Origin of the sequence: Mesorhizobium sp. M0145, from assembly GCF_040322355.1 — a bacterium.
Lineage (GTDB): Bacteria > Pseudomonadota > Alphaproteobacteria > Rhizobiales > Rhizobiaceae > Mesorhizobium.
Genome location: NZ_JAMYTK010000042.1, coordinates 23882 through 35089, shown reverse-complemented (window position 1 = coordinate 35089; position 11208 = coordinate 23882). Strand labels below are relative to the sequence as shown.

13 protein-coding genes are annotated in these 11208 nt (G+C 60.8%); 6 read left to right on the top strand and 7 right to left on the bottom strand.

Going from position 1 to position 11208, the window contains the following annotated elements; all coding sequences use genetic code 11:
- Positions 1-274: 274 nt before the first annotated feature.
- The 4 genes from NKJ28_RS31600 to NKJ28_RS31585 all read left to right on the top strand — a co-directional run bounded on the left by NKJ28_RS31600 (position 275) and on the right by NKJ28_RS31585 (position 1781).
- Positions 275-739 (top strand): group III truncated hemoglobin, encoded by a 465-nt coding sequence (locus NKJ28_RS31600; RefSeq protein ID WP_352638417.1) that lies wholly within the window; start codon positions 275-277, stop codon positions 737-739.
- A gap of 55 nt (positions 740-794) precedes the next feature.
- Positions 795-1253 carry an RrF2 family transcriptional regulator gene (locus NKJ28_RS31595; protein ID WP_352578066.1) on the top strand — a complete coding sequence of 153 codons (459 nt, stop codon included), beginning with the start codon at positions 795-797 and terminating at the stop codon, positions 1251-1253.
- Positions 1254-1318: 65 nt separating this feature from the next.
- Positions 1319-1462 carry a hypothetical protein gene (locus tag NKJ28_RS31590; protein ID WP_352638416.1) on the top strand — a complete coding sequence of 48 codons (144 nt, stop codon included), beginning with the start codon at positions 1319-1321 and terminating at the stop codon, positions 1460-1462.
- Positions 1463-1595: 133 nt separating this feature from the next.
- Positions 1596-1781 carry a DUF1858 domain-containing protein gene (locus NKJ28_RS31585; RefSeq protein WP_352578081.1) on the top strand — a complete coding sequence of 62 codons (186 nt, stop codon included), beginning with the start codon at positions 1596-1598 and terminating at the stop codon, positions 1779-1781.
- 4 nt (positions 1782-1785) lie between these two features.
- On the opposite strand, the gene NKJ28_RS31580 is transcribed toward NKJ28_RS31585, so the two are convergent.
- Positions 1786-2487: a Crp/Fnr family transcriptional regulator gene (locus NKJ28_RS31580; protein WP_352578065.1), complete on the bottom strand. Its 702-nt coding sequence runs from the start codon at positions 2485-2487 to the stop codon at positions 1786-1788.
- Positions 2488-2638: 151 nt separating this feature from the next.
- Between NKJ28_RS31580 and NKJ28_RS31575 the strand changes: the two genes are divergently transcribed.
- Together NKJ28_RS31575 and NKJ28_RS31570 are read left to right on the top strand one after the other, a co-directional pair.
- Complete coding sequence (locus NKJ28_RS31575; protein WP_352570953.1) at positions 2639-3076, top strand: pseudoazurin; 438 nt, start codon at positions 2639-2641, stop codon at positions 3074-3076.
- A 102-nt stretch (positions 3077-3178) separates the two neighbouring features.
- Positions 3179-4354: an NnrS family protein gene (locus NKJ28_RS31570; RefSeq protein WP_352638414.1), complete on the top strand. Its 1176-nt coding sequence runs from the start codon at positions 3179-3181 to the stop codon at positions 4352-4354.
- 57 nt (positions 4355-4411) lie between these two features.
- On the opposite strand, the gene NKJ28_RS31565 is transcribed toward NKJ28_RS31570, so the two are convergent.
- From NKJ28_RS31565 to ccoG, 6 genes are all read right to left on the bottom strand, one after another.
- Positions 4412-5293: an SUMF1/EgtB/PvdO family nonheme iron enzyme gene (locus tag NKJ28_RS31565; protein WP_502899110.1), complete on the bottom strand. Its 882-nt coding sequence runs from the start codon at positions 5291-5293 to the stop codon at positions 4412-4414.
- 38 nt (positions 5294-5331) lie between these two features.
- Entirely contained in the window at positions 5332-6438 is a 1107-nt protein-coding gene (gene nirK / locus NKJ28_RS31560; RefSeq protein ID WP_352638413.1) for a copper-containing nitrite reductase, read from the bottom strand.
- 206 nt (positions 6439-6644) lie between these two features.
- Positions 6645-6800 (bottom strand): cbb3-type cytochrome oxidase assembly protein CcoS, encoded by a 156-nt coding sequence (gene ccoS / locus NKJ28_RS31555; RefSeq protein WP_352455561.1) that lies wholly within the window; start codon positions 6798-6800, stop codon positions 6645-6647.
- The gene (locus NKJ28_RS31550) at positions 6797-9085 is read right to left on the bottom strand and encodes a heavy metal translocating P-type ATPase (protein ID WP_352638411.1); all 2289 of its coding nucleotides are present in this window, start codon (positions 9083-9085) and stop codon (positions 6797-6799) included. Before NKJ28_RS31550 ends, ccoS begins: the two co-directional genes overlap by 4 nt.
- The gene (locus NKJ28_RS31545) at positions 9082-9579 is read right to left on the bottom strand and encodes a FixH family protein (RefSeq protein WP_352638409.1); all 498 of its coding nucleotides are present in this window, start codon (positions 9577-9579) and stop codon (positions 9082-9084) included. Before NKJ28_RS31545 ends, NKJ28_RS31550 begins: the two co-directional genes overlap by 4 nt.
- On the bottom strand, positions 9576-11135 hold the full coding sequence (ccoG, locus tag NKJ28_RS31540; RefSeq protein WP_352638408.1) for a cytochrome c oxidase accessory protein CcoG: 1560 nt from the start codon (positions 11133-11135) through the stop codon (positions 9576-9578). Before ccoG ends, NKJ28_RS31545 begins: the two co-directional genes overlap by 4 nt.
- Positions 11136-11208 lie beyond the last annotated feature (73 nt).

Genomic DNA, 11208 nt, shown 5'->3' with positions numbered 1-11208 from the left:
CTCGTTGAAACGATCGAGGCAACCGAATGCAACAACTACTTCGCAAACGCCGGCTACGCTTCCATCAAAACGTGAAAGGCTCTAGCCACGAGCTGCCCGCCAATAAGATATATTGACAATGTTTCTTTAAGGTGCGAATCCGACCCATACCGACGAAGGTCTCCTTTGCATCAATCGTCATCGTGGACGCGACTTCACTCGGTGCGTTGCGGAGCTGTTTGAGTGTGGGAATTATTTTGAGGTCTTTGGGTCTTCGAAAACCAAGAGCATGCACATGATTGCGAATGGTCGGAGCAACAAAACGATCGTCATTGGTGGTGCCCCGTTGCCAGACGTGCTTGACGAGGCCATGATCCGTCTTGTGGTTGACGGCTTTTATGATGAGATTCGCCGCGACGACCTTCTCGGCCCCATCTTTCATAACGCTATCCATCCTGAGGATTGGCCGCGCCATCTGGCTAAGATGTGCGACTTCTGGTCCGCTACGCTGCTCCGGTCGTCCCGTTATGAAGGCCGTCCATTACCGCCACACCTGGCGATCTCCGGCCTTGGAGTGGCGCATTTCCGGCGTTGGCTAAAGCTGTTTCGCGCAACGGTGCGCCGTGTTTGCCCGCCCGAGGTTGCGGCGCTATTCATGGACCGCGCACTGCGCATAGCTCACAGCTTCCGTCTCGCGGTCGCCTTCAGCCGTGGCGAGACTACGATGGGCATAGAACCGATCGTCGAGAAGGACCTGTGATGCGGGGTTGGATTGTAAGTGGCTCCTGTACCAGAATTGCGAAGAGGATCCATTAGTGCGGTTGACCAATTTCTCGGACTACGCCTTGAGGATGCTAATGTACGCGGCCTCTGCCGGTGATCGCCTGATCACGATCGAGGAGGTGGCACGCACGTTCAAGGTATCCAAAACGCACCTCAACAAGGTCGCCAACACCCTGACGCGCGGCGGTTACTTGAAAGCGGTCCGCGGTCGCTCCGGTGGGCTAGCCCTCGGGCGGAGCCCCGAGATGATCCGGATCGGCGACGTGGTACGGCTGACGGAGCCAGATTTCGCGCTTGTGGAGTGCTTCGGGACCGGAAATCAGTGCGTGCTCACCGGCCGCTGCAAACTTTCAGGAATGTTCGGCGACGCGATGGCCTCCTTCCAGAACACCCTTGATCGTTACACGCTGGCCGACGTCGCATTGATGCCCCAGGACTTTGTCGGCGGGCTGCCTGCATCCGAAGCTTCGGCGTACGATAAGCATGGGTAAGGCCTCGATCGACAATTCAACCACAACGCCGCGCGGTTCGCGTCTGCCGGCCCGTGGAGACAAGCATGACTGACCCAGACAAAAATGACACACCGGTGGCCAACCAATTCGAGTCGGGCGTCGACCCGAACAACACGCTGCTCCCTATGCTGATCGGCGGGCTTGTTCTGATTGTCATCGGTGCAATTATGGTCATGACGTTTGTCTAGCTTTTCCTAGCCAAACGGCAATGCTCATCAAAGTTGCGAAAGCGCAAAGAAGGCGGCCTGAGAGGAATCTATTAAGACGCTTCGCAATGGCGGAGACTTCATCGTGAAGGAGCTCAGTTCGTTCAATTCCGACATGGTCGTCGACGAGATCATGAGAAAATGGCCGGCAACGGTGGCTGTCGTGCTGAGATACAGGATGCTTTGCGTCGGTTGTCCAATCGGTACCTTCCATACGGTCGCTGAGGCGTGCCGAGAGCATCAGATCAATGAGACCGCCTTCCTGGTGGATTTGGAATCGGCTGTTCGAGCGCGCAGGTGATAAATCAGCGCTTGGTTCGACTCCCTGAGAGGACCACAAGCCGGTGCGCGTCCTTGACAGTGACTTTCTGGCGTCCGCTGGCAATTATCCCATTCTCTTCCCATTTGCTGAGCAGCCGGCTGACCGTGTGCAGTGTCGTCCCCGTCATTTCGGCAATGTCCTGCCTCGAGATCGGAAAGTCGATTTCGATGCCGCTGTCGGTCTTCCGACCAGTCTGATTTGCCAGTCGCAGCAGCGCGTGAGCAACGCGCTGCTCCACCTGTTCAGTGGACATCTCCACAACCCGCGTCTGGGTTTCTTGCAGCCTGTTTCCGACTGTCCGGTAGGTGGTCGCCCCAAACACAGGAAACCGCTTCGCCAGTTCCGGCCATAGCGCGTTGGGCCAGGCCAACACCACGCAGTCCACCGCCGCGACTGCGCTGGCGGGGTAAGTCGTCCGACCAAGGGCTGCGGCGACGCCAAAGATCTCGCCTTCGCTGATGTATCTAGCGATGACCTGCTGTCCATCCGGCGTGGTGCGAACCACGCGGATGTGCCCGGCGATCAGCACGAAGAAGGAATGGGCATCGGCTTCCTGCGCGAAGATCGTCGTCTCCTTGGCATAGCGAGACGACCGCGCATCTCGCAGGATCTCGCTCTGCTCGTCGGGCGTCAGTCCTTGAAAGAGCGGCAGCCGCGATATCAGCGATCGGTCCAACGCAGCCAAGCGGATTCCTCACGATCCTGTAGTTTCGCATCAGTCATGCGGAAGACCTTTCTACTCCGAGTTTGCGCCAGCGCAAATTCTGCCGGGGCTTGTCAGGCTAAAAGGCATGGAACGGCCAAATGCCGTGACGACGAAACAAAAGGACGAACCGATGAAACTCACCATTCTCGCCGCCGCAATCTCCATCCTCGCGCTGGCCGGCGGCGCAAGCGCGGAAGAGCATGTGGTGCAAATGCTCAACAAGGGCGAAAAGGGCGCGATGGTTTTCCAGCCGGCCTTCGTCAAGGCAGTACCCGGCGATACCGTCAAGTTCGTGCCGACCGACAAGAGCCATGACGCAGAGTCGATCAAGGGCATGCTTCCGGATGGCGCTGAGCCTTTCAAGGGAAAGCCCAGCGAGGAGATCACCGTCACACTCACCCAGGAAGGTGTGTATGGCGTCAAATGCGCGCCGCACTACGGCATGGGCATGGTCGCGCTGATCGTTGTCGGCAAGCCGGTCAATCTCGATACCGCCAAAGCGGTCAAGCATCCCGGGAAGGCAAAGACAGTGTTCGCCGACCTGTTCACCCAGATCCCGGCCAACTGACAGCATTCGATACAGCCATGCCTGCCACATAAAGCGCGGGCGCGGGCCGGACGGACCGAGGGCGGCGGTTCATCCGGCCCTGTTCATTTGGAGATGCAAATCATGGGGATTCCACGCCTGCGGGCGTACACCGGGCCCGCATTTCTTTCCTACGGATTCAGGCCGTTCTTCTTCCTTGGGTCGCTGTATGCGGCGCTCTCCATTCTGCTTTGGCTGCCGATGTATGCCGGCGAACTCAATGCCCACAGTGCGTTCGTTCCCGTCGACTGGCACATTCACGAGATGCTGTTCGGCTATCTGTCGGCGATCGTTACCGGGTTCTTGCTGACCGCCATTCCCAACTGGACCGGCCGGCTGCCTGTGCAAGGCCTGCCGCTGCTGGCGCTGGTGGTCCTGTGGCTTGCCGGCCGTGTCGCTGTCTTTGTCTCGGCGGATATCGGCTGGGAAGCAGCCGCCGTGATCGATGGCTCATTTCTGCTTGCGGTTGCTGCCGCGGCGGCCCGCGAGATCGTCGCAGGACGGAACTGGCGCAACCTGAAAGTACTGCTGCCGCTTGCCGTCCTGGCTGGCGCCAACGGCACGTTCCACATCGAGGCGCATCTTCAAGGCACATCCAACATCAGCCGCAGGCTCGGCATGGCCGCGGCGATCATGCTCATCTCGTTGATCGGCGGGCGCATCATTCCGAGCTTCACCCGCAACTGGCTCGTCCGCGAAAATCCTGGCCGGCTGCCTGCTCCGTTCGACCGTTTTGACATGGCATCGATAGCCATCTCAGCCATCGCGCTGGGAGCATGGACGTTCGCGCCCGACAACAGCGCCTCAGGAATGCTCCTGGCGGCCGCTGCAATCAGCCAGGCGTGGCGCTTGTCGCGGTGGGCCGGCGAGCGCACCTTGCGGGATCCGCTGGTGCTCGTACTCCATCTCGCATATGCCTTCGTGCCGGTCGGTCTCGCCCTTGTCTCGGTGTCGATCTTCTTCCCCGATGCCGTGCCGGCGGCGGCGGGACTCCACGCACTCGGAACTGGCGCGGTCGGCGCGATGACGCTTGCCGTGATGACCCGCGCAACGCTCGGTCACACCGGGCGAGAGCTCAAGGCTGGAAAAGGCGCCTCGTTCATTTTTGGAGCCGTCCTCCTCGCAGGATCATTGAGAATCCTGGCTGCCTTCGTCCCCTATGACACAGTGATCGACATGGCCGGCACCGCATGGGTGGCGGCATTTGCCGGCTTCATTCTGATCTATGGAAGTGCGTTGATGAGGCCAAAGGTGCGGTGAGGCGGCGGGAGAGCAGGCGACCGTCGAAACGCGAATGGAAAAGCCGCTTCTGATTTGTCAGGCAATGCCGAGGTAGCCGACGATACGGTTCGCCCACCCCCGATGGTCCCGGACCAGCCTGAAACCCAGATTGTCGGGAGGCGTGCCAACGGCACAGCCGCCGCTTTTTCCGTCGCTGACGAAGTTCGACATGTAGGCTCTGTGAAGCCCTTCAAGGACGTGGACGCCGCAATTGTCGACCGAACTCGCAACGCCGCTTCCATCCGCAGCCAATGTGGTGCGGACATAGCAAGTCGAAGTCCACTCCCAGACATTGCCGGAAAAGTCGGCGAGGCCCAGGGAATTGAAACCAAAAGAGCCACGGCTCTTGGGCAACGGGTCCGGTTTGCGATCGAGGTCCACCTCGGCCTTGTAGCTGGTGAGCCAGCGCCTGGCGGGGTTGTTGGCGTCGTTTTCGACACCCTCAAATTCCCCTGCGAACCGCTCCGCCGCGGCAAACGCCCATTCTTCGTCGGATGGCAGCCGCCAGTGGTCGCCCGTCACTTGCGAATACCACCGGGCGTAGACATTGGCATCGAGATAGCTCACTCCAGTTACGGGAGCGTTGCTTGGGATCGCGCGCGTCTCCTGTGCCGGCTGACAGCTTCCTGCCGACACGCAGTCCGCATAGTCGGCCGCGCTGATCTGGTAGGCCATGATTTCGAGAGGTCTGTTGAGTTGCCGCTTGAGGCGGGGATTGGCTTGCGGGCGTCCCTCCATCAGGAACTCCCCTGGCGTCGGATAGGTGATCGAACCGGAAAGCAAGGTAATCGTCATAGCGATGGGGTGAGGTTGTCGATCCCCGAAGACCGTCTGTATCGAGAGCCCTGCCGGAACGGCAGCGGCGACCAGGGCGACCGGAAGAACCTTGAGGATCAATGGAGACATCGCTTTGTCCATGCCCGGACAGCATCGCTGTCCGGGCAATTGGAGTGCCGTCAGTTGGTGGCGAGGGGTGTCGGCGCCTCGACCTGCGTCATCAGGTCGTCATTCCATTCGCCCTCGACCATAAAGTGAGCGGTCGCACCGAGTTCCACGGCCTCGATCAGATTGTGATTGACATAGGCGTAGACGCCGGGCTGCAGGAACGTGTAGAGCGCCGACCCCGCGGAGCCGCCACGGATGAACCAGGTTTCTAGATCCTTGGCAGGCGGATTGGCGAATTTGCCCTGTTCCCAGACATAGTCGCCGTGGCCACCGATCAGATGCGGTCGCGTATCGCGGTTGGCCTGCGAATGGACGATCAACACGGTCTCGCCGACCTTCGCCTTCATCGCATTGTCGCCGGTCAGCGAACCGACCTTGCCATTGAACACCACATGCGTCGGGATCAGCCCGCGCATGACCTTGACGATGTCGTCGTAACCGTCGCCGGCCGATTCGTAGGTCTTGAAGTTGCCCTTCTCGTCGCGCGGAATATAGAAGTCGTTCTCGCCGATGTAGAAGATCTTGTCGTACTTTACCGGTTCGCCCTTGTCGTTCCTGAGCCCATCGCGCGGCAGGATCATGATGGCGCCGCTCATGCCGGAGACGACATGCCATGGGATCATCGCGCCGCCAGGTGCGCAGTGATAGACGAACGTACCCGTTCGGGTTGCCTTGAAGCGCAAGGTCACCTGCTCGCCGGGATTGATCAGCGTCAGGGCGCCGCCGCCCAGCGCGCCGGTTGCGGCGTGGAAATCGATGTTGTGAGCGAGTGAGTTGGTCTCGGGATTGATGAGCGTCAGTTCGACATAGTCGTCCTGATGCACGACCATCAGAGGGCCAGGAATCGAGCCGTTATAGGTCATCGCATTGAGCGTCGTGCCGTCGGCATCGATGACGACGGGCTTTTCCTCGATGGTCATGGTGAACTCGACGATTTTCGGTCCACCCGTGGCGATCTGATCGTGCGGATGCACAAAGGGCGGTGCCACGAGCTCGATCTTTTCGCGGGCGAGCCCTCGAATGTCCGTCTTTGTCACCGTTGCCGAAAATGCCGGCAGTGCCGCCACGGTGGCAGCGCCAATCGCTGCTCCGAAAAGGGCGTCGCGTCGCGTGATCATGTCAGTCTCCTATCTCTCAACCGTTGCGGATGAGCAGAAGGTATCTGGCCTGACGCAGCGTTTCTTTGCGCTTGCGCAAATTGGTGGCGTTCAGTGTTAGGCAGCAACAACCCCGGAACAGCAATCGTGCGCGGCATAGTCGCAGTGGGGAAGAGGGTGGGAGCGGTTGGCTGCACCGGCGCTGTTTGTCAGCCCTCGGCCCTGGATCAGCGCTCCAGTCTGTCTTCCCGATCGATAAGGATCCGCTCGGCAGCTCCGTCAAGATCTTCGTACTGGCCACTCCTCAAGGCCCACAGGAAGCCCCCCAGGCCAAGCGCACCAAGAAACAGGGCGACAGGGATGAGGTAGGCAAGGGTGGTCATGAGGATTGGGCCAGTTTGCTGCTGTCGGACAGCCTGTCGCGCCGGACATCTTTCGCCGGCGAATCTGGCATAGAACCTCGCAGACGCAGCGCATTTCCGATGACAAGCAGGGAAGACGCGGACATCGCGATCGCAGCGATAAGAGGGGTGACGTGCCCCAGGATCGCGATCGGCACGGCGACGGCATTGTAGACGATGGCGATCGTGATGTTCTGGCGAATCAAGCTTCCCGCCTTGCGCGAGACGTCCAGCGCGAGGGGGATTGCCAGAAGGCTTTCGCGCAGGAATACGAAATCCGCCGCATTGCGGCCAATGTCGGCGGCCGTGGCCGGCGCGAACGAAACATGCGCCGCGCTCAGCGCAGGCGTGTCGTTCAAGCCGTCGCCAACCATCAGAACCCGGTGTCCCTCTTTCGCCAGGGTTTCGATGCATTCGACCTTGCCGGACGGCAGCAGGCACGGAACGAAATCGCCGATACCCAGCATTTTCGAGATTTCGCTGCAGGCGCCCGCGCTATCGCCCGACAGCATCTGAACCGACATCCCGGCATCGTTCAATCGCTCGATCGCCGCCCTGGCGTCGGCACGCAACGCATCCTCGAAATTGAAGGTCGCGACAACGATCCCGTCTTTCGTCAGGACCGTCCCGCCATAGCCATGTTTGCCTTCGCCGCCGGTGCGGGCCTTCCATCCAGCCCATCCGCGTCTGCCCAGCCGCCAGATACTTCCGACGTCAGTTGCTTCGATACCGAACCCCGGATGCTCGGTGACGGCATCGAATTTGTGCTGCCCGCCGCCAGCGGCAAGGCCGGCCATGGCCTTTGAAAAGGGATGACGCGAATGCGCGGCCATGTCGGCCGCAATCGTCAGCATGGCAGGATCGATCGAGGCCGCATTGACGAGACGGGGCTGGCCGAGCGTGAGCGTGCCGGTCTTGTCGAACACCGCTGCATCAATCGTTGCCAGGCGCTCCATGGCCGAACCGTCCTTGACCATGATGCCGTTCTCGAACAGCCGCCGCGCGGCGACCACCTGGACGATCGGCACGGCGAGCCCGAGCGCGCACGGACATGTGATGATCAAAACGGCGATGGCGATGGTTATCGCCCGATGCCAGTCGCCGGTTGCCGCCATCCAGCCAAGGAATGTCACGAAGGCGGTGAGATGAACAACTGGAGCATAGAGTGCTGAAACGCGATCGGCGATGCGGCGATAATGTGCGCGACCGCCCTCGGCGGCTTCCATCAGCCGAACCATTTCCGCCAGGAACGAATCCTTCGCGGCGGCTGTCGCCTCAATGGTCAGCGGGCCGGTAAGGTTGAGCACGCCGGCCTGGACGGCATCGTTTGGCGCCACGCTTCTGGGCGTGCTCTCGCCCGAAACCAGCGAGCAGTCGACGTCCGATGTCCCACGCGTGATCTTGCCGTCGACGGGGATCCTTTCGCCGGCCGCTATCAGCAACAGCATGCCCGGTTCGATCTCGCCAACCGGCAGATAGTCGCGTGCGCTATCGTCGCGCAGCACCATGGCGCCACGCGCGGCCAGTTGTGACAGGCCTTTCACGGCGGTGCGGGCGCGTTCGCGCATCACGTGATCCAGCGTGCGGCCGATCAACAGGAAGAACAGCAGAGACACCGACGCGTCGAAATAGGCGTGGTCGCCATGGGTGATCGTCTCATAGAGGCTCATCGCATAGGCCAGCGACACTCCGACCGCGATCGGCACGTCCATGTTCATGCGGCCGTGACGCAAGGCATTCCAGGCCGACTTGAAGAAGATGCCGCTGGCGAAGGCGAGTGCGGGGATGGCGATCAGTGCCGAGACCCAGTGGAACAGGTCGCGGGTCGCGCCCTCGGCACCGGACCAGACCGAAACCGACAGCAGCATGATGTTGCCCGCCGCAAATCCGGCAACAGCGACGGCGCGGATAAGCTCCGAGAGCGTTTTGTCCTTTTCACCAATCTCGGGTTCGAACAAATGCGCCTGGTAACCCAGCCGCCCCAGCATGGCGACGAATGGTGGGGCCTCGTCCCCGCGCCACCGGACCGAGACCCGCTTCGTTGACAGGTTGACGCGAGCGGCCTCGACGTGATCGAGTTTTGCCAACGCCGTCTCGATTGTCTGGATGCAGGCTGCGCAATGAACCGTCGGAACTGAAAGATCGGTCTGGCTAAGGCCATCGCCAAGCGACCGGCTCGCCAGCTTGATCTCTTCGCTTGACGGCAGGACGGATGTAGCGTTGCCCAGATCCAGCGCCATTTCCGCGCCCGGTGCACAGCAGCTCATTTCAGCGCTCCATCGGAGATCATGATCCTGCGCACGTCGCGGAAAGGCCTTGCCAGACCGGCATCGGCGTCGATTTCGACGATCCACACACCGTCCCTTGGCATGTGCTGCACTGCAAACTCCTGGCCCGAGGCGGCGGCGAGCGTGATGGACTCATCTTCTTTCTCGTAAGCGGGATGGCGAAACAGCACTTTGACGCCATGCAAGGGAACCGCCTTGCCGGCGTCGTCGGTGACGTCATAGCGGACTTCGCCCCATGCAATGGTCAACTTGCCGGTCCAGCCGAGGGCTGCCTGCGCGCGCCCTTCCTCGGCCTTCCTGTTGAATTGCTGGCTCGCCACATAGGTGTTTTCGACGACAAGGCCGGTCCAGCTTGTATTGGCAAGCGTCGCCATGGTCAGATTGACCGCGATGACCACGCCGAAAAAAGCAAGGATGATGGCCAACATGTGCCTGCCGGTGAATTCCCGGGATTTTCGCGTGGTGGCGTTCATCTGGCGATCTCCGGCGCGTTGAATGTGGCGGTGTATTGGTTCGACTCGAAACTCGCTTTGTCCTCGACCCGGAGTGTGAAGGTCTGCGCTGCGCCATGGATCTGATCAGCAGGCAGGCGCACGAAAACCTTCAACATCTTCAGCCGGTCGGGTTCGACCCGGATCGCGAAAGAGCGATCGGCGGGGAGGTCGACACCAACGATGCTCATCTCTGCGCCTGGCAAACCCCCAATGCTGACGACGATCGTTCTTGGTTCGGGGATCATGTTCAGCAGCTTGACGGTATAGCCATTGCGGATCGAGCCGTCGGACAGCGTCACAAATTGTGGATTGCGGTCGTGCAAAACATTGATCTCGAGCCGGTCGCGCGTCAGCAGCGAAAAGAGCAGACCCAGGCCGATCAGCGACCACATGGCCATGTAGACATAGGTGCGTGGCCGAAAGATCTTGCGGACATGGAAATGCGCCACCCTGTCCGAAAACAGGCCGTCATCCGTCCTGACCAATGACGGATCGACCGAACAGGCGCCGCCCGCGGTCGCCAGCATCATGTTGGCATTGTAGTCGGAGAGTGTCGCGTAGGAGATCAAGCCGCGCTCCTTGCCGAGCTTGTCCATGACGCCGTCGCAGGCGTCGATGCAGAGCGCGCAGGTGATGCATTCGAGCTGCTGGCCATCGCGAATGTCGATCCCCATCGGGCAGACAGCCACGCAGGCGTTACAGTCGACGCAATCGCCGACTGACTGTCCGGCGGCCTGGAGCTTCTTGGTGTGACGCGTGCGCGGTTCGCCGCGCCAGTCATTGTACGTGACGGTGAGCGAACTTTCGTCGAGCATGGCCGCCTGGATGCGCGGCCATGGGCACATATAGGTGCAGACCTGCTCGCGCATCAGCCCGCCGAACGTATAGGTCGTCGCTGTGAGCACAGCGACGGTGATGTAGGCGACAGGCGCTGCCGTGCCGGTGAAGAGTTCGACGAGCAAGGTCGGCGCATCGGCGAAATAGAAGATCCAGGCGCCGCCGGTCGCTGCACCTATGATCAGCCAGATGGCGTGTTTCGATATTCTCAGCGCGAGCTTGCGGGCGGTCCAAGGCCCGGCATCGAGCTTCATGCGCGCGTTGCGGTCGCCCTCGATAGCTCGCTCGACGACCAGGAACAGATCGACCCACACGGTCTGCGGACACGTATAGCCGCACCAGGCACGACCGACAGTCGAGGTAACCAGGAAAAGACCGACGCCTGCCATGACCAGAAGGCCGGCCACATAGTAGAATTCCTGCGGCCATATCTCGATGAAGAAGAAGTAGAAACGCCGGTTGGCGACATCGAGCAGGACGGCCTGGTCAGGGGCAAACGGGCCACGGTCCCACCGCAGCCAAGGTGTCAGATAGTAGATACCAAGCGTGACCGCCATTGCCAGCCATTTGAACCGGCGAAAGCTGCCCGAGGCCCGCTTCGGGAAGATCTTCTTGCGCGCGGCATACATCGGCTGTCGCACTTTGGCGGAGTTGACCGCCTCGGCTTCGAGCCGTTCTACCTGCGTATTGTCCAGCACTGGTTTCTCCCGTCGCGCAGCTTTGATTTCGCCGGGCAAATGTTCTGACTGGGCACAGGCAGGTCAGCGAAAT

Bases quoted from the DNA above. Each gene is read 5' to 3' on its own strand.
- nirK (WP_352638413.1), bottom strand. From the start codon at position 6,438: ATGATCACGCGACGCGACGCCCTTTTCGGAGCAGCGATTGGCGCTGCC.
- NKJ28_RS31590 (WP_352638416.1), top strand. From the start codon at position 1,319: ATGACTGACCCAGACAAAAATGACACACCGGTGGCCAACCAATTCGAG.
- NKJ28_RS31545 (WP_352638409.1), bottom strand. From the start codon at position 9,579: ATGAACGCCACCACGCGAAAATCCCGGGAATTCACCGGCAGGCACATG.
- NKJ28_RS31575 (WP_352570953.1), top strand. From the start codon at position 2,639: ATGAAACTCACCATTCTCGCCGCCGCAATCTCCATCCTCGCGCTGGCC.
- NKJ28_RS31585 (WP_352578081.1), top strand. From the start codon at position 1,596: ATGGTCGTCGACGAGATCATGAGAAAATGGCCGGCAACGGTGGCTGTC.
- NKJ28_RS31600 (WP_352638417.1), top strand. From the start codon at position 275: ATGATTGCGAATGGTCGGAGCAACAAAACGATCGTCATTGGTGGTGCC.
- ccoS (WP_352455561.1), bottom strand. From the start codon at position 6,800: ATGACCACCCTTGCCTACCTCATCCCTGTCGCCCTGTTTCTTGGTGCG.
- NKJ28_RS31550 (WP_352638411.1), bottom strand. From the start codon at position 9,085: ATGAGCTGCTGTGCACCGGGCGCGGAAATGGCGCTGGATCTGGGCAAC.
- NKJ28_RS31570 (WP_352638414.1), top strand. From the start codon at position 3,179: ATGGGGATTCCACGCCTGCGGGCGTACACCGGGCCCGCATTTCTTTCC.
- NKJ28_RS31565 (WP_502899110.1), bottom strand. From the start codon at position 5,293: ATGGACAAAGCGATGTCTCCATTGATCCTCAAGGTTCTTCCGGTCGCC.